Here is a 21234-nt window from a genome sequence, read left to right on the forward strand (position 1 = left end):
CAATGTGTTGACATCGCTCGTTCGCGCACGCACGGCAATCCATCGCCAAAAGAATGTGACATGGGTCACAGTTGACCATTCAAGCAGCGCGCATTTAATATTTGCGGAAATGAGGCAAGAGTAGAGACGGTCCAGCAAAATAGACGCCTCTTTAACCGCTCTCCCCTATGCACCTGACGCACTTTTGTGGAGCTTCCATTAGAAATGGCGACATTCAGGGCTCGCGCAAGACGCCGGTGAACCGGCACGGATATCGGTTCGAGATCCGCGGTAGCCGGCCGCTCATGTTCGACACCTCGACTCAATACCGGCGTTAGCCACGCCACTTCGCCTATCGGTCGCAGTGAAAGCCTTGCTGGAGATCCTGCAGGCATTTCCTTTCTGCGCACATTCCGGACGCCGTGCCAGGTCCTTCAGGAACGGACATGTCGGGTTTATTCGCGCACCTTTGCCTGAAACCTCGATCCTCGGAAACACGGGATTCGATTCCGCTGCGTTCTTTTCTCGTGAAGGGTAATTCGTGTCCTTCCTCCACACCACAGTCACCCATCACTCCGACGAAGGAACATCTCCCGCGCCCCTGTCACTGGCGCAGGAGCGGCTGTGGGTCATGACGCGCATGGACGGAGACGCCAGCGCCGCCTACAACGAGCCGATGCCCTTCGACATCCGGGGGCCGCTGGACCGGGACCTGCTCTTCCAGGCGCTGCACCTGCTCGCGGCCCGGCACGAGGGCCTGCGCACCCGGCTGGTGCCCTCCGGCGGCTCGGCGCTCCAGGTCGTCGATCCGCCGGAGACCGGGTTCCCGGTGGCCTTCGAGGACCTGACCGGAGTGCCGGACGCGGCCGAGCGGTTCGCGCGGATGCGGCAGGAGGTGGAAGGCACCCCGTTCCGCCTGGGCGAGGAGTCCATGGTGCGCGGCCGACTCGTGGCGCTCGAAGCGGACCACCACGTCCTGCTCCTGACGGCACACCACCTCGTCTTCGACGGCTGGTCCCGCTCGCTGCTGTTGCGGGAACTGGGCCTGGTGTACACCGCACTCCAGGAGGGGCAGGACCCGGCGCTGCCGGAATTGACGTGGCAGTACAGCGACTACACCCGATGGCAGTGGGACTGGATGTCGGGGGAAGAGCCCGCCGGGCACGCCGACTACTGGACCAACACGCTGGCCGGCGCTCCGGCCGTGTTCTCCCTGCCCACCGACCGGCCCCGCCCGCCCGAGCAGGTCTTCCAGGGCGACCGGGTGCCCGTGACCGTGGACGCGGAACTGACGCAGGCCCTGCGCGACCTCGCCGCTGACAACGCTGTCTCCCTGTACGCGACCGTCATGACCGGCTGGTCGGTGCTGTTGTCGCGACTCTCCGGACAGGACGACATCGTGGTCGGCGCCCCGACGTCGAACCGCCGTCGCGGGGACGTCGAGGGCCTGATCGGCTTTTTCGTCAACACCCTCGCCCTGCGCGTGGACCTGTCCGGTTCCCTCAGCGTCAGCGGTGCCCTCAAGCAGGTGAACCAGCGGATCCGCGACGCCCTCAAGCACGTCGACCTGCCCTTCGAGCGGGTCGTGGAACTGGTCAACCCGCCGCGGAGCCCCGCGTACACGGCACTGTTCCAGACCATGTTCGCCTGGGTCCCCTCCATGCGGAGGGAACTCGAACTCCCGGGCCTGCAGGTGGAACCGCGGGAGGACGCGGCCCACGTCCCGGCGAAGTTCGACATGGTCCTGGCCCTGGCCGACGAGGGCCGGCACCTCACCGGCGAGATCGACTACGCGGTGGCGCTCTTCGACCGGACGACCGTCGAACGGTACGTACGCCAGTTCCTGCGCGTGCTGCGCCTGATGACCGAACGCCCGGAAGCCGGGATCGCCGATCTGACGCTGCTGGACGAGGACGAACAGCGCGAACTCCTCGCCACCTTCAGCGCGGGGCCCGCCGTGACCGTGACGGCACCCGCAGGCCTGCTGGAGCGGTTCGCGACGCAGGTGCGGGAACGGCCGGGACAGCCCGCGGTGGTGACCGGGGAGACGCAACTGGACTACGCGACGCTGGACCGCCGGGCCAACCGGCTCGCCGACGCACTGATCGCGCGCGGTGTCCGGCCCGACCACGTGGTGGCCCTGCACGCCGGGCGCACGGCCGAACTCGTCGTAGGCGTGCTCGGCATCCTCAAGGCGGGCGCCGCCTACCTGCCCCTGGACCCCGGACAGCCCTCCGAACGGCTCACCGCCATGGTGAGCGACGCCGCACCGGCACTCGTGCTGACCGACCGGGCGGACACCACGGGCGACGACCGGCAGCGGTGGGAGAACCTGGAGAAGGTGGAGGCCGAGGGAACGCACGACGCCGCACCGGCCATCGACGCGGACCCGACCCGGCTCGCCTACGTCATCTACACGTCGGGGTCCACCGGCCGTCCCAAGGGCGTTGCGGTGACGCACGGCAGCGTGGTCAATCTCTTCGACCACTGGCGTGAACTCATGGGAGACGCCCGCGGCGAGGCGGCCTCAGCCTGGTCGAGCATCGGCTTCGACGCGTCGGTGCACGAACTTCTCATGCCACTGACCACCGGGGCCGTGCTCCACATGGTTCCCGACGAGCTGCGGGGCGACCCGGCCGCCCTCATGGACTGGCTGCGTGAACACAAGGTCACCCAGGCCTTCCTTCCCCCCTCCTACGTGCTGTGGATCGACGAGGATCCGGCCGCGCGACTGGCCGGGCTGAGCCTGCGTCAACTCCTCACCGGAGTGGAGTCACTGCCCGAGCGCGCCCTGCACCGCATGCGCGAGCTGCTGCCCGGTCTTCGCATCTGCTTCGGCTACGGCCCGACCGAGGCCACGCTCTACTCGACCGCCTACACCGACCCGCAGCCGTACGAGCGCTCGTGCCCCATCGGCCGGCCGCTGCGCGGCACCCGCCTGTACCTGCTCGACGACCGCATGCGCCCGGTACCCGTGGGAGTCACCGGTGAGGTCTACCTCGGCGGAGCGAGCCTGGCCCGCGGATACCTGAACCGGCCGGACCTCACCGACGAGCGCTTCCTCCCCGACCCCTTCGTGCCCGGTGAACGCGTCTACCGCACCGGCGACCTGGCGCGCTGGCTGCCGGACGGCAACGCCGAGTACGTCGGCCGTCGAGATGACCAGCTCAAGCTGCGCGGCTTCCGCATCGAACCCGGCGAGGTCGAGTCAGCACTCCTGGCGGTGCCCGGTGTGCGGGAGGCCGTGGTGCTGGCCGACCGCGACACACCCGGCGGCCCCCACCTGGTCGCCGGTGTGGGATGTGACGCCGGAGCGACGCGGACGCCGTACGAGTGGCGCGCGGCGCTCAAGGACCGCCTGCCGGACTACATGATCCCCGTCGTGGTGGCCGAGTTCCCGCGGCTTCCGTTGAACCGCAACGGCAAGGTGGACCGGACGGCAGTGCTGCGCGCCACGGCGGGGGCCCGCTCCAGGCGGGTCAACACGGCCGCGCCCCGCGACCACGTCGAGATGGCGCTGTACCGGATCTGGCGGCGCGTGCTGCTGGCCCCGGACGTCGGGATCGGCGACAACTTCTTCGAACTCGGCGGCACGTCGATCTCGGCGATCAAGATGGCGTCCGCCGTCCAGGAAGAGCTCGGCGTGACGCTGCCGGTCCGGGACGTCATGGTGCACCCCACCATCGAGGCGCTCGCCGAGCGGGTGCGCAGCGACGGGGCCGAGCCCCGACAGCCGGCGGAACCCGGCAGCCTGGTGGAGTTCCGCGCCGGCGACGGCCGACAGCGCGTGGTGTGCGTGCACCCGGCCGGCGGCACCGCGTTCTGCTACCTGCCGCTGTCCACGGCGCTTCCCGACGAGGTCGGCGTGGTGGGCCTCCAGGCGCCCGGCATCAACCCCGGCGAGTCCACCCTGCCCGGTGTCGAGGCGATGGCCCGGGAGTATCTGCGGCTCGTCGATCCCCGCCCGGACGAGGCACTGCTGCTGTGCGGGCTCTCCTACGGCGGCCTGATCGCGTACGAGATGGGCCGGCTCCTGGCGGCGGCCGGGCACGAGAGGGTGAGCGTGGTCCTGCTCGACACCCACGGCGCGGAGGACGCGGAGCGGCACGCCGCCACCGAGCCGGTCGGCATGGCGGAGTTCCGGGAGAAGCTGGTGCGCTTCAACGGCATGTACCCGGGCATCGACGACGACCAGGTGGCTCGGTACCTGACCGTGTACAACCACCATCGCGAGACGGCGCGCGACTACGCCGTACCCGAATCGCCGGCCCGTGTCGTGCTGATGCAGGCGACAGCCGTGGACGACGAGGACGGCGCCGACGCGGCCGACCGCCTGCGCGCCTTCTGGCGGCGCCGCGTCAGCGGCGGATTCCTGGTCGAGCCGGTGGCCTGCGGTCACTGGGACATGTTGGAGAGCGACGAGCTGCCACGCGTCGCCGCCGTCCTCGCCGCTGAACTGGACCGGCTGGCAACCGGCCCCGGCGCGGCCGTGACGGAGCGCCCGGCCCTTTCCTGCGCCTCGGAGGAATGATGAAACCGCGCGTCGAAACGTCCCCCGCCGGCGTGACCGAGGATCCGGGTGCACCGGCCGGGCTCGCGCTGGAGGTACACCGCCAGGCCCTGCGCACACCCCGGGCGGAAGCGGTGGCCGACGGCGACGTACGGCTGGACTACGCGGCGTTGGACGCCGCGGCCGCCACCGTGGCCGAGGCGCTGGACCGCCAGGGCGTGACTCCCGGACAGGCCGTGGCGGTGGCGCTGCCGCGCTCGTGGCGTCTGGTCTGCGTGATGCTGGGCATTCTGCGGCTGGGTGCCCAGGTGGTGCCACTGGACACACAGAGCCCGGTCGGACGCCGCCGTTTCATCCTGGAGGATTCCGCGGCGGCCGCCCTGGTGCACGCAGATCCCGAAAGCACCCCCGAGCTTGTGCGGGGCGTGAAGGTGATCACCGTGGACACTCTGCTGACCCAACTCCCGGAGGCCGTGGACACGGTGCCCGCGCCGGCCGCCGCCGGCGAGGCGTCCGAGGTGTCCTTCCTGTTCTACACCTCCGGAACGACCGGACGGCCCAAGGGCGTCGAGGTCCGCGACGCCGGAGTCATGCGGCTGGCGCGGCCCGGCTACATCCGGGTCGAGCCCGGTCTGCGCTATGCCTGTCTGGCCAATCCGGCGTTCGACGCGCTGAGTTTCGAGGTCTGGACCCCCCTGCTGACGGGCGGCTGCTGTGTGATCCTGCGCGAGGGGGACGTGCAGACCCCCGAACGGCTCGCCGCGGCACTGCGGCGCGAGCGGGTGGACACCGTCTTCATCACGACCGCGCTGTTCAACGCGGTGGTCACGGCCGTGCCGGACTGCTTCGCCGCGGCCGGCGAGGTTCTGGTGGGCGGTGAGCGGGTCGACCCCCGGGTGATGCGCCGCTGGTACCGGGACAACCCCGACAGCGGCACCCGCCTGTTCAACGTCTACGGGCCGACGGAGTCCACCACCTTCGCCCTGTGCCACCCGATCCCGCGGGACTTCACCGGTGACGTGGTGCCGATCGGCCGGCCCCTGCCGCAGACCGGTGCCGTTCTGGTCGTGCCGGGCCAGGAGAGGATCGCCGCACCCGGCGAGGTCGCCGAACTCCTGCTGAGCGGCGCCGGACTCGCGGTCGGGTACCGCAACCTCCCCGAGGAGACCGAGCGGCGCTTCGTGCGGCTCGCATGGCTCGACGGCGGCGAGGAGCGGTACTACCGCACCGGTGACCTCGTACGAGCCGACGACGAGGGCCTGGTGGAGTACGTCGGACGGACCGACCGCCAGGTCAAGGTCCGCGGCTTCCGGATCGAGCCCGGTGAGGTGGAACGGCAGGTTTTGGCACACCCGGCGGTCCGGCGGGCCTATGTGTGCACACGCCGCGCGGGTCAGGAGGGGCCGAACGAACTGCTGGCGTTCGTCGTCCTGCAACGGGAGCTGTCCTACGAGGAGTTCGACAGCCACCTCGCGGCCCACCTGCCCGCCTACATGCGGCCGCACCAGATGCATCTCGTGACGGAACTGCCACTCAACGCCAACGGAAAGGTGGACCAGGCCGCGCTGCTGGAGCAGGCCGACCGGCCCTGGCGGCCGGCCGCCTCCGACAGACCGGCGGCGACGGGAACGGAGCGCGAGGTGCTGGAGCTTGCCGAGGAGATCCTGGGGACGACCGGCCTCGGGCTCGGCGACCGGTGGATCGCCGCCGGCGGCGACTCGTTGAAGGCCCTGCGGTTCTGCTTCGCCGTCCGGCGGCGGTGGGGCCGCGACCTGACGCAGGCGGCCGTCCTCCACGGGGACCTGGCCGCAATCGCCCAGGCCGTCACCGCGGGCCGCCCCGGCGAGAAGAGCACCTGTCCGGCACCGGTGATCACCGGCGCCCTGTCGGCAGCCGCCACGAGCGAGCAGCAGCGGCTGTGGCTGCTGCAGCGCCGCGCCCCGGGCTCCCGGGCGTACTCCGTCCCTCAGGCGTTCCGCGTGGACGGACCCGTCGACACCGCTGCCCTCCGGCGGGCGTTGCGGTCCCTGGTGGCACGCCACGCGGCCCTGCGCACGGGCTTCGCCCTCGGGGCCGAGGGACTCCGGCAGACAGTCGGCGAACCGTACGACCCCTGGCACGATCAGGGCACGCTGCAGGCATGGGACGAGGAGGAAGCGCACGCCTTCGCCGACAACTTCTTCGCCGAGCCGTTCGACCTCGCCGTCCCCCGCATGCTGCGTACCTGCTGGCTGCCGCACGACGGCGGCGGAACGCTTCTGCTGCACCTGCACCACATCGCCGTCGACGGCTGGTCGCTGAGCGTCCTGCTCCAGGACCTGTCCGCCGCCTACGCCGAGACCACAGACGCCGACACCGACAGCAGTGGCGACGACGGCGACGGCGAAGCCGGCCGGCAGAGGGCATCCGCGCCGAACCCGCTGGACTTCGCCGCCTGGCAGAGCGACTGGTTCGCCACGGCGGCCTACCAGGCACAGCGCGACGAACTCCTGGCGTACTACCAGGACCTGGAGGAGCCACAGGAACCGCTGCCCGCCGAGGACGTGCATCCGGCACCGCGGGCACGGCTGCTGCAGACCTCCCTCGACGTCATGCGCCGGGCCGCAGTGGACCGGCTCTGCGCCGAACTCGGGCTGACCCGCTTCCAGGTGCTGCTGGGCGTGTTCTCCTGGAGCCTGTACGGCGTGACCGGCCTGGTCCGCCCGCGCATCGCCGCCCCCGTCGCCAACCGCCCGGTACGCGAGTTCGAGGACAGCGTGGGCATGCTGGCGAACACCGTGCTGCTGCCCGTGACCGTCGCGCCCGGTGAGGACCTGCGCTCGCAGCTCGCCCGCACCGGGGACGGCACGGGGGAGGTGCTGCGACGCCAGGACGTGGCACTCGCGGACGTGCTGACCGGCTGGGAGGCTGTCGGCGACGGCACCCCGTTCGACGTCCTGTTCGTTCTGGAGAACACCGACTTCGGGGCGCTGCGGCTGCCCGGCTGCGTCCAGCGCCCCCTGTGGTGGGCCGCGCCCGAGGCCAAGTGCCCGCTGACGGTCGCCGTCGTCGAGCACCCCGACGGCCTCGACGTCCTGTGGGAGTACGCCGAGGACCGCTTCACCGACCAGGCCGTCGAGGCGATGGCCGACCTGTTCCGGCGGGGCGTGGACGCGCTCGCCTCCGGTGGCCGCTCCACCGCGCGGGAGCTGGTCGCGCCGTACCGTCGGTCCCTGCCGGAACACGGGCGCGGGGCCGCCCCGGAACCGGGCTTCACCACGATCGCCGAGGGCTTCGCACGGCAGGTCGCCCGCACCCCGGACGCCCCGGCCGTGGTCACCGCCGACGGAGACACCCTGAGCTACGCGGAGCTGGACGCCCGCGCCGCGGTCCTCGCCGCCGACCTGGCCGACCGCTACCCGATCCCGGCGGACGGCAGCCCCTGCCGGGCAGCCCTGTACCTGGACCCGTCCGCCGAGCACGTCGTGGCCCTGCTGGCGCTGGCGCGGCTGAACGTCACCGCCGTCCCCCTCGACCCCTCCTACCCGGTCGAGGTGCTGCGCCGCGTCCTGGAGCGGGTCGACCCGCTGTGCGTCCTGGTCACGCCCGACGCCGCGCCGGCACTGGACACGCTGCTCGCCTACGGCGTGGACCGTCACCTCGTGGCCCTGACGGACCCGGCGCCGCGGCCGGACGCCGGGGCGACGGTGCCGTACGACGCGCGCACGCACGACGGCGCCCGACCGCTGTACACACTGTTCACCTCAGGCTCCACCGGCGTCCCCAAGGGCGTCCAGGTCCATGACCGCACGCTGTGCGATCTGATCCGGTGGCAGTCCCTCTCCGGGGGCCTGACCGCCCCGGCGGTCACCCAGCAGTTCTCGATGCTGGCCTTCGACGTGTCGTTCCAGGAGATCTTCGGGACGCTGTGCACCGGCGGCAGCCTGCAGCTCATACGCCCCGAGTGGCGTCAGGACGCCCCCGCGCTGCTGGAGCGGCTGGAGTCCGCGGGAACCGAGCGGATCTTCATGCCCTACGTGGCCCTGCAACTGCTCGCCGAGTACGGGGTCCGCCTGGGCAGGTTCCCCTCCCGGCTGCGTGAGGTGGTCACCGCGGGCGAGCAGCTGGTGTGCACCGACACCATCCGCCGCTGGTTCGCCGGACTGCCCGGCGCCCGCCTGTTCAACCACTACGGGCCGACCGAGACGCACGTGGTCAGTGCCCTGTGCCTGGAGGGCGATCCGGGTCAGTGGCCCGCGCGGCCCGCCATCGGGCGCCCGGTGGCCGGCGCCGACCTGCGCGTGGTGGATGCCCAGGGCGACCCGGTTCCGCCCGGGTGCACCGGCGAACTGCTGATCGGCGGCACCATGACCACCCGCTGCTACCTCGACGAACCCGCTGTCGACGACACCCGCTTCGTCGAGGTGCCCGGCGAGGGCCTGTTCTACCGCAGCGGGGACCGGGCCTGGTTCGACCGCGAGGGCCTGCTGCACTACGCGGGCCGCGACGACCAGCAGATCAAGCTGAGCGGGCACCGGCTGGAACTCGGTTCCGTCGAAGCGGCCCTGCTGCGCCATCCGGCGGTGGTCAGCGCCGTCGTCGCGCGTGACGGCGACCGGCTGACGGCCTGCCTGGAGTTCCGCGGTCAGCCGGCGTCCGCCGACGACCTGACCGCGCATCTCTCCGCTCTGCTGCCCTCCTACGTGCGCGTGGACCGTTTCCGCATGCTGGAAAGGCTGCCGCGCACGCCCAGCGGCAAGCTGGACCGGAAGGCGGCGCTTCGGGCGCCGGGCGAGGAGCTGGGCCGTTCGGCGCCCGCCCGCACCTGGCTGTCGGCCGAGGAGGAGCGGCTCACCGCCGCCTTCGAGGAGGTCACCGGGGCGACGATCGAACCGGACCAGACCTTCTTCGAGGCGGGTGCCTCCAGCCTCGTTCTCATGCGCTTCCATCTGCGCTGCACCACGGAACTCGGTCTGCGCTTCGGCGTCGCGGACCTGTTCGAGCACGTCACCGTCCGCTCCCTGGCCCGCCACCTCGCCGGGGACGACCACCGCGACCGCCGGACACCTGCCGCGCCAGCCGCGCGGGACGGCCGAGCCCCGGAGACCGGCGAACCGATCGCGGTCGTCGGCATGGCGGTGCGGGTGCCCGGCGCCCCGGACCTGGCGGCCTTCTGGGACCTGGTGGTCTCCGGCGGCACCGGCATCCGCCGGGTCGACGCCCCGGAGGGCGTCATCGGCGCGCACAGCACGCTCGACGGGATGCTCGGCTTCGACCCGGGCCACTTCGGCATCAGCCCTCAGGAAGCGCGCCTGATGGACCCCCAGCAGCGTCACCTGCTGATGGCCTGTGTGCAGGCCCTGGCCCATGCCGGCGTCGCGGACACGTCCACCACGCGCGTGGGACTGGTGGCCGGCGCCGGGGAGAGCACCTACTTCCAGTCCATGCTGCGCGAGGCGGACCGCGGCCGGCTGCCCGACGGCTTCCAGCTCGCCCTGCACCACGAGAAGGACTTCCTGGCCACCAAGGTGGCCTACCACCTCGGGCTGACCGGTCCCGCCTTCAGCGCCCAGACGGCGTGCTCCAGCTCCCTGGTCGCCGTGCACCTCGCGGCCGGCATGCTCCGGCAGGGCGAGGCCGAGGTGATGCTTGCCGGAGGGGTGCTCGTCGACCCGAGGCTGACCGGCGGCTACCGCTACCGCCCGCAGCACATCTTCTCCGCGGACGGCGACTGCCGGCCCTTCAGCGACGACGCGACCGGGACGGTCGGCGCGAGCGGTGTCGGCGTCGTGGTCCTCAAACGGCTGCGGCAGGCACGCCGCGACGGCGACACCGTCTACGCGGTGATCACAGGTTCCGCGATCAACAACGACGGTGCGGCCAAGATGAGTTACACCGCGCCGTCCCTGGCCGGGCAGCGCGAGGTGATCGGCACCGCCCTGGCCCGCGCCGGACGCACCGGTGCGGACCTCGGCTACGTCGAGGCGCACGGAACCGGCACCCGGCTGGGCGACCCCATCGAAGTCAGCGCGCTCCGCCAGGCGTTCGGTGTGAGCGAGTCCAGTCGCTGCGCGCTCGGCTCGGTCAAGAGTCAGCTCGGCCACATGGGCGCGGCCGCAGGCGTGGTGGGCCTCGTCCGCGCCGTCCTCGCCGTGCACCACGGCATCGTCCCGCCCACCATCAACTTCCGCGCCTTCAACCCGGAGATCGGACCCGACCCCGCCCCCTTCCATGTGCCGACCCGGGCCACGCCCTGGCCCGAGGGACGCGAACGGGTGGCCGCGGTCAGCAGCTTCGGGATCGGCGGCACCAACGCCCACGTCGTCGTGGAACAGGACACCGGGACCGGCGCCGCCGCACCCGGCGACGTACCCGGGTGCCTGGTGCTCTCCGCCTCAAGCACGGACGCCCTCGCCGCCGACGCCGCCCGGATCGCCGACTACCTCCAACTGCGGCCGGAACACCACGAGTCGGTGCTGCGCCACCTGCAGGCCGGACGTGCGGCCCGCCGCCTGCGGACGGCGGCACCCGTCGCGGACGCCGCGGCCGCGGTGCGCTGGCTGCGCGCGGTGGCCGCGGGCGAGGTCCCGCACGGCACCGCGGACCCGGACGCCGCGACGGTTCCGGCCGCCGGGCGCACGGCACGGGACATCGCCGAGGACTGGACCGCCGGAAGGCCCGTGGCCTGGCGACCGGGCCCGGCGCCGGCGCCCTGGGACTTCCCGCCCCCGTCCTTCGCGCTCGCGCACTACGACTTCGACCGCACGCCCGCGGCCGTGGCCGCGGGACCCCAGCGGCTGCCGCAGTCCGACTGGCTGCACCAACCGCACTGGGTCCGGCAGCGCCGTGCCACCACCACGGGCACCGCCGCACCGGCCGGCCGCGCGTCCGTCGTCGTCATCGTGGCCGCCGCGAGCACGCCGCAGGCAGCGTTCGCACCGTTCGGGGCCGTGGCGTCGCGGGTAGTGCGGGTACACCCGTCCGGCACCTTCGCCCGCAGGGGACCCGACGCCTTCGAGGCCGACCCGGCCGACCCGGCGTCCCTGCGCCTGCTGCTCGACGCGCTGTCCGAGGACGGCGCCGACGACGGCCTGGCCGACGCGGAATGGGTGCACGCGCTGCCCCTGGACGTGACGGGGCCGGTCGGTCCCGGCACCTTGGAACACGCCCGCCACGCCTGCCTGGACACCACCGCGGCCCTGGCCCGGGCGCTGTCCGGGCGGACCGGCTCCCCACGCGTGTGGTGGCTGTCGTACGGTGCCCGGCCCGTGGGCGGAACGGTGGACAGGCCCGAACTGGCGCTGCTCGCCGGGCCCGTCGAGGTCGCCCCCCAGGAGGGTGCCCTGGACGGCCACTGGCTGGACCTGCCCGACGGCGTCCTCACCCGCTGGGCCGGACACGTGGCCTCGGCGGTCGCCGAAGCACGCCGAGCCGGACCTGCCGGCGGCCCCGCACTGCCCCGGCAGCTCGCGCTCCGGCAGGGCTACTGGTGGCGACCGGGCACCACGCCCGTGCCGGCGCCGTCCGGCACACAGCTCCCGCCGTCCGGGCCGGACACCGTCCATCTGGTACTGGGCGGCACCGGCGGCATAGGCCGCGCCATCGCCGCCTGGCTGCTGGAGCACACCGGCGGCCGGGTCCTGCTGCTGTCGAGGAATCCGCGACTGCCGTCGGAACTGGCCCGTTGGACCGATCGCGTCGGCCTCGTCGCAGCGGACCTGGCGGCCACGCCCGTGCACGAGGTGACGGCCGCCGTCGCCGGACACACACAGCGGCTGGACGGCGTGATCCACGCGGCCGGCCTCGGACGCGGCGGGCTGCTCGTACGACGCGACGCCACCGCGATGCGCGACGCCGCCGCGGCCCGGGAGAACGGCGCACTCGTCGTGGAGCAGCTGATCGAGGCCTTCCACCCGGAGGTCGCGGTCTACTGCTCCTCGATGTCCGCCCTGCTCGGCGGCGTCGGCCAGAGCGACTACGCGGCCGGCGCGAGCCTTCTCGACGGCTTCGCCCACCACCGCGCCACAGAGACGGAGACGACCGTCCGGATCGGCATCGACTGGGACATCTGGAGCGAGACCGGAATGGCGACCCGGGTCCTGGCCGAGGACAGCCGCCACCAGGCCCACCTGGCCGTCGGTCTGACGGTCGAGGAGGGCAAGGCGGTCTTCGCCCACGCCCTGGCCCTGCAACTGCCGCAGCTCCTCGTCTCCACCACCGACATCGATGTCTCCCGCGCGTTCTACGCCCCCAGCGCCGACGGCCGGCCGGAACCGCTCGGCGCGCCGCCGGGTCCGGCGTACGACGCGGACGGCGAAGGCCGGCCCTCGGACCCGGACGGTGCCGAGGCACGGGCCGACGCCATGGCCCGCGTGGTCCGGGACCTGCTGGGCGTGGACGAACTGGACCCGGACGACTCCCTGTACGACCTCGGCGCCGACTCGCTGACCCTGCTCAGCCTGATCGCCCGGATCGAGGACGACTACGGCGTCGCATTCGACCTGGCCGCCTTCAGCCACCGGGTCAGCCTCACCGAGATCCTCAAACACATCGAGGCGGCCCTCACCCCCGCCGGGCCCACCGCCGGGGCGACCGGGAACACCGCTTCCCGGGTCGTCCTCGACATCTGGCAGGAGGGAACCGGATCCGCCGTCCTGTGCCTGGTGCACCCCGTGGGCGGCGACATCCAGGCGTACCGGCCGCTGGCGGCGGCGCTCGGGCCCGCACCGACCGTGTGCCTCATCGCCGATCCAGCACTTCGCGACGCCGGGATGCCCGCATGGTCGCTGGCCGAACGCGCCGGACACTACGACGCGGCACTGCGCAGCCGCTTCGGCGGCTCCGGCCACCGGCTGTACCTGGCCGGATGGTCCTACGGCGCCCGGGTGGCCATGGAGATGGCCGGCCTGGCCGAGTCGGCCGGGCAGCCGCTGGAGGCCCTCTACCTGCTGGACCCACCGCCGCCCCGGGCGGAGGCGCTGGTCGCCGCCTACGACGAGACCCACCTGGAGCAGGTGTTCGCCGCCGAACTCGGCACCGGAGCCTCGCCGGTGCCGGCAGAACACGCGCAGGCGTACGCCGCGAGGCTGGCCCGCTGCTGCCGGGCGAACCTGCGCAGTATGGGCGAGCACCGAGTGCGGCCGCTCGCCTCTGTCCCCACATTCCTGTGGCTGGCCGAACAGCCCACAGCGGGTGTGCCCGCACCCGGCGACCCACAGGAGACGGACCGGCAGTGGAGTACCTGCCTGCCCCCTTCCGCCGTACGGCGGTCCCTGCCCACCGACCACTACGGCATCGTCGCGCCACCCCATGTCCACACGGTGGCCGAGACCATCACGGCAACGCTGTCGGACCCGGCCGCCGGTGCACGGTCCCGCCGCGAGCAAGAATCGGAGCGCGCCCAGTGAACCCGTACCAGTCCCTGCCCGTCAGGTCGTTCTGGCGGCCCGCCGTCGCCGAGCCCGAACCACTGGACATCGAGGACGTCTGGACACCCAAGTTCGCCCTCGGCCAGGACGACCCGGTGGTCACCGCGGGCTCCTGCTTCGCCGCACAGATCGGCAGGGCCCTGCTGGACTCGGGCATCAACTGGCTGGACGCCGAACCCGCCCCGCCCGGCCTGACCCGGCAGCAGCGCCAGGACCGCGGCTACGGCGCCTTCTCCTTCCGCACCGGCAACATCTATACCCCCGCCGTGCTGCGCCAGTGGCTGTCGTGGGCCCTCGGCCACGCGCAGCCGCCCGAGGAGGCCTGGCCCGACGGCGACCGCTACGTCGACCCGTTCCGCCCCGCGATCGAACCCGACGGCTTCGCCTCCCCGGCCGAGATGCTGCGGGCACGTGAGGTCACCCTGGCCGCCATCCGTACCGCCGTCACCACGGCGAGCTGCCTGGTCTTCACCATGGGACTGACGGAGGCATGGCGCGACACCACTGAGGGCACCGTGCACCCCACCTGCCCGGGCACCGTGCGCGGCACCTTCGACGCCGAGCGGTACACCCTGCACAACTTCACCTTCGCCGAGGCGCACCGGGACATGACCGAGGCGATCGCGATGGCGCGCCGGGTCAACCACGGCCTGCGTATCCTGCTGACGGTGTCACCGCAGCCGCTGACCGCGACCGCCACCGGCGGTCACGCGCTCCCCGCCAACGGCTACACCAAGTCCGTGCTGCGCGCGGTCGCCGGGCAACTCGCCCTGGAGGACCCGGACGTGGACTACTTCCCGTCCTACGAACTCATCACCGGCCCGGTCTTCGGCGGCAGGTTCTTCGGCCCGAACCAGCGCACCGTGACCCCCGAGGGAGTCGACTTCGTGATGCGGCACTTCGTGGCCGGACTCCACCACCGCCCCACGCAACCGCACTCCGCCCGCGACACCACCGTCCGTTCGACAGATGCCGCCTGTGAGGACGCCGTCCTTGACTACTACAGCCCCCGCTAGGTTCCTGCTGCTCGGCGACTCCCACGCCGGACCGATCGGCCGAGCGGCCCAGAACGCGGGCATCCCGTTCCAGGGCGGCCCCATCGGCGCCGGCCGGGAGTTCACCGACAGCTTCTTCACCCCCCGCGACACCCCCGGCGGCCCCGACGTCGTCTTCCGGGCCGACGAGGCCGAGGAACACTACCGCCGCTTCCTCAAGGAACTCGGCGTCGACGCACTCGCCGGGCTGGGCGTCCCGCTGGTCGCGACGTTCGGTTTCTGCGCGCACTTCGTCGCGCTGCGGGAGAACTGGGACCTCTACCGCGACCGCTCGGGTGCCGTCGTGCCGGGTTTCCTCGCCGGACCCCTGTTCGACGCCATCGTGCGCGCCGCCGTGCGGGACGCCCTCGCCTTCTACGCACACGCCGTAGGCCTCGGGCTGCGTGTCCTCGCGGTGATGCCGCCGCAGCGGGTCCCCGGCCAGTCCGATCCGGCGGTGTTCATGGCCGCGCAGGAAAGCATCCGGCTGGCCGTGACAGACCTCGGGGTCGAGATCGTGGACCTGCGCCACCGGACCACCGGTCCGGACGGACTGCAACGCCCCGAGCTGTGCGAGGCCGACGACGAGATCCACGGCAACCTCGCCTTCGGCCGCATCATCCTCGCCGAACTGCTCGACCGAGGCCTGTAACCCCCACCCCCCTCCGGAGGACGTCATGGAGCCATACGAACGCGAAGCACTGGAAGCGGTGACCACGCGTCCCGTGCACCCCTACCACACCCTCACGGTCGAGCGGATCACCCCCGTGCTGGGCGCGGAGGTCTCGGGCGTGGACCTGTCGAAGGAGATCCCGGCCGAGCAACTGGACGAGATACGCACCGCCTTCCTCGACCACCACGTCCTCGTCTTCCGCGACCAGACGATCACCGCCGAGGACCACAAGCGTTTCGCCGGCGCCTTCGGCGAGCTGCGTCCCGTCAACCCGCCGCCGCCCGAGGGCGACCCCTACATCCTGGAGATCCGCACGACGTCGGCCGCCGCGAACGTGGCGGGCAACGGCTGGCACGCAGACGGCACCGCCGACGCGGAACCGTCGCTGGGGTCGATGCTCTACATCACCGAGATCCCCGAGCCGGGCTGCGGCGGCGACACCCTCTTCGCCAACATGCACCTCGCCTACGAGATGCTCTCGCCGGCCATGCGCTCCCTGCTGGACCCGCTCACCGCCATCCACGACGGCGCCCAGGCCCTGGCGGGCTACACCCCGCCCGCGGACTACGTCATCCCCAAGAGCGAACACCCGCTCGTCGCCCGGCACCCCGAGACCGACCGCAAGCTGCTCTACGTCAACAAGGCCTACACCAGCCGCATCCCGCAGCTCTCCGCCCAGGAGAGCCAGGCCCTCCTCGACATGCTCTTCGACACCGTCGCCCGCAGACCGGTCCTGCACTGCCGCGTGCGCTGGACCCCGGGCACCCTCGTCTTCTGGGACAACCGCTGCGTCCAGCACCACGCGACGTACGACTACTACCCCTACGCCCGCTACGGCCAGCGCGTCGCCATCAACGGCGGCCCCGTCAAGGGCTGACGGCACGACCGGGTGAGGCGTCGCCTGCTCACGGGGTGGCGCGCCTCACCGCGTCGGCGAGGCCGTCCCGAAGGAGCACCCGGGCCTCCTCGGCCGCCGGCCCCGCGGTGCCCTCCGGTCCCGCGTACGCGGCGATCCAGGCCCGCACCACGGCGAACGGCCAGGCGCGGGCGTACTCCTGCGCATCCGCGGCAGCGAAGGCACCTGCGTACGCGGCGGCGTTCGCAAGGGCGTTCGCCTCCGCGTGCACGCGATCGCTCACCTCCGTGTTCATGCGCGCGTAGGTCTCGCCATAGCGGTCGGCCTCGTCCGCGGACCAGCCGCGCGAGCGCGCGAAGGAGGCCGCGGCCGACGACGCCCGCGCGTGCACCCGCAGGCGGGGATAGGCCATCCGATACACCTCGCGCAACGCCGGCTCCAGCACCGCCGACCACGCGTCCTCAGCGATCGGTTCGCCGGCTGCCGCGCGCGCGTGTACGGCGCGCAGGGCGTCGTGCGGGGCGGCGTCCGCACCGTGCCGGGCTACCGCCTCAGCGATGAGATCCGCCACCGCGCCGGCATGCCAGTGGTGGACCGCGGCGAAGGGCACCCCGGCCACGGAGTGCCCCCATCCGTCGTGGACGGCCGCCGGTTCGGCGAGCACCTCGCGGACTTGGTCCAGCCAGCTCGGTACCGACACGGGCTGAAGGGCCTCGGGCAGGGCACCCGGTTCGGTCGTCATCGCAGCCTCCAGAACGTGTGGGCCCCGGTTCTGGGGCCGAAAGAGTCACCAGACTGGGCATTCTCCCGTCCCTGGAACCAAGGTTGGGTGAAGAGCCGTTGAGGTTGATCCCGGGAGTGGACACCGGGTTTCATGCGACGAGTGTCAGCGTACGTGATGTGGAATGCCGACGGCGCCGGTTGTAGTACGACAGCAGGCGGAACAGCTCCAGCCGAGTCTGTGCCCGTCGAGGTCCAGCGCCTTCCGTGGAGCAACTCGCGCTTGAAACCCTGGAAGAAGGAAGGTGCCTCTGGCCAGCGAGAATGAGGATTGTCGAGGTCCTTGTTCCCGCAACCGCAGGAGGCACTTCCCAGGTGAAGCAGCGTGTCGGGTTCTACCTTCGCGTCCGCATCGAGGGCGGTGGCCGTGAGGTGGTCTCCCAGGCCAGGGCCGTGCTGCTGGTCGAGACAGCTCGCAAGAGCGGCCCGGCCTACTTCAAGAGGGCGCAGCTTCACTGACGCTCGCAGCCACGGAGCGTCACGGAGTCCACGTAGGTTTCCGAAGCTCGATCGCCGGTTACCGGAAGTCATGTTCGGCGCGGTACGGCTCCGTCCTGCCAGCGGTAGAGGTCGCGCAGCAGGGAAATCTCGGCGCCGTGATGGATCAGCTCCCTGTTGACGTGCAGGACGATGCCCTCCACGGGAAACGGCTCGGGACCCACCGTGGGCGGAAGCGGCCGAGAGGGCCGCCGCCACGATCCGCACGATCTTCGCCCAGCCCACCGCCGACGCAGAAGATCCAGTCCACCAACCCGCTGGAGCGGATCAACCGCGAGGTCAAGCGCCGCACCGACGTCGTCCACGTCTTCCCCAACGACGAGGCACTCCTGCGACTGGTCACCGCCTGCTCTTCGAACTGCACGACGAGTGGATCGCCTTCCCCCGCCGCTACCTGCCCGAGGGCAGCATGGACCAGCTCTGCACCGCCGAGCTCCCCGAAAGCGCTCCCGTACTGCCCAACACCACCAGCACGACGGCCGGTTGACCGGTTACGCCACAAGGGGCACGCACCCCTCAGGACGTCGATCGGCACGAGAGAAGTCATTGGCCCGCGACCGCACTATCACCTGCTTGATCGCCCCCTGCTTGAGGTGATCACTTTCGGCGGCTGGGGCCGGCCTGGCAAGACCCAACCTCCGGCGAAGCGCCGCTCAGACCACATCAACGGCCTGGTCACCGCGATAGGTAAGCCCACTGAGCTCCTCGAACGAGCCCCCCACGCGACCCGAAACGGTCAGTTCTATCCAGCATGGATCCAGCAGCGGCCACGGCAACGGAGCCGACCCCGAACGGAGTCGACCCCTCCTTACCTGCAGATTTGCCAGATCGCTACGCCGATGCTGTACCGGCAACCAAACGTTGAAGGGGAACATCGACGACTCGACTGTCACCTGCGATGATCCAGTGTTCCGGGACACGATGCAGCGGCGATCCCGCATGCGGACCGCCCCACACAGGCACCCGTTCGGCACCCACCGAACCACCGTCGCCGACCTCCGGATTCCGGTGCCTTGATCGGGTACACCACCCGGCGGAACGCCATCCAGGTTTCGGCCACGAGGTGACACCGTGCGGAAGCGCAGCGCTGGTCGTCAACCGGCGCGCAGCGGATCGGCCTCCGCTCGGCGAAGCGGTCCCTGTCTCCATTCCCGCGTTTCGGTGCGGTTTCCGTCGCATTTCGGGTGGATAGGTGATGGTCAAGAGTTAGACATGAACGCTTGTGTGCTGTTGAAGTACGGCTGATCATTGGCCGCATCCCGCCCCTTCCACACGCACGCAGGAGCTCCCGGTGGCCGCTGGTCAGATAACCTCCGAGCCTGCCGACACGCCGGCAGCAGCTCTCGCGGAGCGGCAGAAGCTGCGCAAGCACTTCGGCCGCTTCGACATCCTGTTCTTCCTCCTGTGCACCATCGTCGGCGTGGACACCATCGGCACCGTCGCCTCGAAGGGTGCTGAAGCGTTCACCTGGCTCATCGTGCTGGCCGCGGTGTTCTTCGTGCCGTCCGCACTGCTCACCGCCGAACTGGGAGCCGCGTTCCCCGATGAGGGCGGTCCCTACATCTGGACCAGCCGGGCCTTCGGGCGGCTCGCCGGCGCCGTCAACAACTTCCTGTACTGGATCACCAATCCGGTGTGGCTGGGCGGCACGCTCTCCGTGTCCGCCGTCACTGCCTACACCACCTTCTTCAACGACGGGAAGAACCTGAGCACCCCGGCCTTCTACGCCTTCACTCTCGTGTTCGTCTGGGTGGGCGTGCTCGCCGCGATCCTTTCCTTCGACGTCGGCAAGTGGATTCCCACCCTCGGCGCCTGGAGCCGTTTCATCCTCCTCGGACTGTTCACCGTCACCGTCGTGGTGTACGGCATCCAACACGGCCTGCATGGGTTCGGTGTCGGCGACTTCTCCCCGACCTACGCGGGATTCGTCGGACTGGTACCTGTCCTAATGTTCAACTACGTCGGTTTTGAGCTGCCCAACACCGCCGGCGACGAAATGACCGACGCCCAGAAGGACGTGCCGTTCGCCATCTTCCGCAGCGCCGGCCTCGCCGTACTGCTGTACGCGCTGCCGATCCTCGGCATCCTGCTCGTCCTGCCGGTCAAGGCCATCACCGGTCTCGGTGGTTTCGTCGACGCCATCCGGCAGGTCTTCACCGTGTACGGCGGCCATGTCGCCGCCGACGGCACAGCCACGCTCAGCGGCGCCGGCCGCCTGCTCGGAGACCTCGCCGCGATCATGTTCATCCTCACGGTGCTGTCCTCCGGAGTCACGTGGATCATGGGATCCGACCGCGCCCTCGCCGTCTCCGGCTACGACGGCGCGGCACCCCGGTTCCTCGGCGTCATCTCCAGCCGGTTCGGCACCCCCGTACGGGTCAACATCCTCAGCGGTGCGGTCTCCACGACCGTCCTCGTCCTGGCCCACCAACTGACGGGCGGCAGCGCCGGCAAGCTCTTCGGCGCCGTCCTCGGCCTCGCCGTCTCCACCACCCTCGTCAGCTACCTGGGCATCTTCCCGGCGCTCGCGGTACTGCGCCGCAAGGCTCCGGACTTCCCCCGCCCCTACAGGGCGCCCATCCCCCGCACCATCAGCACGGTGCTCACCCTGCTCATCCTGTTCGCCAGCGTGCAGCTGGTCGCCCCGGGACTCGGCGACCACTGGTTCGGTTCCGGCTAAGCGCCGGCCGGCTGGAGTTACGGCGAGCGCTGGAGGTACCTGCTGACGGAGGCCGTCCCGCTCGTCGCATTCATACTCCTCGGCGTGCTCTTCTGGGTGCTGGGCAGACCGACCCGCACCGCACCTGCCACCGGGGAGTAGCACCCCGGGATCTCGTCGGCCAGGGTCGGTACAAGGCCGTCCGCGTGTCCGGCGGTCAGGACGGAGGACCGGAAGGCCGACGACGTCCGCCGGCCGCGAGGCGGACCTTCGTGGTCAGTCCGTCGCGGGACCGGCCGATGGCATGGTCTTCCGGTTCTCGAGGCGACGCCGTCACCAAGGCCGTGTCCTTCGCGAACGAAAGTGACAAGACGTCAGAACATCCTGGTGCCGCAGTCTTTCGTGCGGGTACTGGTGGAGTCCAACTCGGCTGCCCGAACGTGTGATTGCCTCGCTCACCGCTTCAGGCTGATGGCGGCGGCAGGTCGAGGGAGAGGCCGGTCCCGGCGAGGAAGCCGTCGAGGACATCGGGGCGGTACTGGAGCGGTTTGAGTCGGATGCGGACGAGGGCTTCGTGCGGTCGAGCGCCACGCTCGCGAGGTTGGTGAGGCTGCGCTTGACGTGGGCCCACAGGTATTCGACCATCCTTGCGCAGCTTCGCGATCAACTGCCTCCGTGCCGTTGGACACCACAACGTCGCCGCCGGGTCCAGGTCGGGCAGGGGTGGGCGGCGGCGAAGTAGCGCAGGTGCTTCCCGACGGTGCCGACCTGGCCGCCGTGTGACGGGTGACGGACTTCTCGGCCGCGTGGGAAGCGTCGCGGGGTCAGGAACACGGAG

8 protein-coding genes and 4 pseudogenes are annotated in these 21234 nt (G+C 71.3%); 8 read left to right on the plus strand and 4 right to left on the minus strand.

Translation table 11 applies throughout. The annotated features are described in order from the left end of the window. The first annotated feature begins 610 nt into the window (after positions 1-610). Genes ACH47Z_RS38020 through ACH47Z_RS38040 form a run of 5 tightly spaced genes read left to right on the plus strand, consistent with a single transcriptional unit; the run spans position 611 to position 16480 of the window. The gene (locus tag ACH47Z_RS38020) at positions 611-4510 is read left to right on the plus strand and encodes an amino acid adenylation domain-containing protein (RefSeq protein WP_399082205.1); all 3900 of its coding nucleotides are present in this window, start codon (positions 611-613) and stop codon (positions 4508-4510) included. Further along, positions 4510-13875 carry an amino acid adenylation domain-containing protein gene (locus tag ACH47Z_RS38025; RefSeq protein ID WP_399082260.1) on the plus strand — a complete coding sequence of 3122 codons (9366 nt, stop codon included), beginning with the start codon at positions 4510-4512 and terminating at the stop codon, positions 13873-13875. The genes ACH47Z_RS38020 and ACH47Z_RS38025 overlap by 1 nt, the downstream gene beginning before the upstream one ends. Continuing rightward, on the plus strand, positions 13872-14912 hold the full coding sequence (locus ACH47Z_RS38030; protein WP_399082208.1) for a GSCFA domain-containing protein: 1041 nt from the start codon (positions 13872-13874) through the stop codon (positions 14910-14912). Before ACH47Z_RS38025 ends, ACH47Z_RS38030 begins: the two co-directional genes overlap by 4 nt. Further along, the gene (locus tag ACH47Z_RS38035) at positions 14875-15582 is read left to right on the plus strand and encodes a hypothetical protein (protein ID WP_361196075.1); all 708 of its coding nucleotides are present in this window, start codon (positions 14875-14877) and stop codon (positions 15580-15582) included. The genes ACH47Z_RS38030 and ACH47Z_RS38035 overlap by 38 nt, the downstream gene beginning before the upstream one ends. Positions 15583-15607: 25 nt before the next feature. Next, positions 15608-16480 carry a TauD/TfdA dioxygenase family protein gene (locus tag ACH47Z_RS38040; RefSeq protein WP_399082212.1) on the plus strand — a complete coding sequence of 291 codons (873 nt, stop codon included), beginning with the start codon at positions 15608-15610 and terminating at the stop codon, positions 16478-16480. 28 nt (positions 16481-16508) lie between these two features. Here the strand turns inward: ACH47Z_RS38040 and ACH47Z_RS38045 are convergent, their stop codons facing one another. Further along, entirely contained in the window at positions 16509-17201 is a 693-nt protein-coding gene (locus ACH47Z_RS38045; RefSeq protein WP_399082215.1) for a SpcZ, read from the minus strand. 130 nt (positions 17202-17331) lie between these two features. Then, positions 17332-17488: pseudogene (locus tag ACH47Z_RS38050) on the minus strand (IS3 family transposase); the annotation flags it as partial. A 66-nt stretch (positions 17489-17554) separates the two neighbouring features. On the opposite strand from ACH47Z_RS38050, the gene ACH47Z_RS38055 reads away from it, so the two are divergent. Then, positions 17555-17698 carry a hypothetical protein gene (locus tag ACH47Z_RS38055; RefSeq protein WP_399082269.1) on the plus strand — a complete coding sequence of 48 codons (144 nt, stop codon included), beginning with the start codon at positions 17555-17557 and terminating at the stop codon, positions 17696-17698. 68 nt (positions 17699-17766) lie between these two features. Here ACH47Z_RS38055 and ACH47Z_RS38060 read toward each other — a convergent pair. Continuing rightward, positions 17767-17913: pseudogene (locus ACH47Z_RS38060) on the minus strand (DinB family protein); the annotation flags it as partial. A 60-nt stretch (positions 17914-17973) separates the two neighbouring features. Here ACH47Z_RS38060 and ACH47Z_RS38065 point away from each other — a divergent pair. Next, positions 17974-18224: pseudogene (locus ACH47Z_RS38065) on the plus strand (transposase); the annotation flags it as partial. 804 nt (positions 18225-19028) lie between these two features. Further along, positions 19029-20417 carry an APC family permease gene (locus tag ACH47Z_RS38070; RefSeq protein WP_399082218.1) on the plus strand — a complete coding sequence of 463 codons (1389 nt, stop codon included), beginning with the start codon at positions 19029-19031 and terminating at the stop codon, positions 20415-20417. Positions 20418-20859: 442 nt separating this feature from the next. Here the strand turns inward: ACH47Z_RS38070 and ACH47Z_RS38075 are convergent. Further along, positions 20860-21038, minus strand: a pseudogene (locus tag ACH47Z_RS38075) (IS630 family transposase); the annotation flags it as partial. Positions 21039-21234: the final 196 nt, after the last annotated feature.

It is taken from the genome of Streptomyces sp. NPDC020192, from assembly GCF_044388685.1.
Classification (GTDB): Bacteria; Actinomycetota; Actinomycetes; order Streptomycetales; family Streptomycetaceae; genus Streptomyces.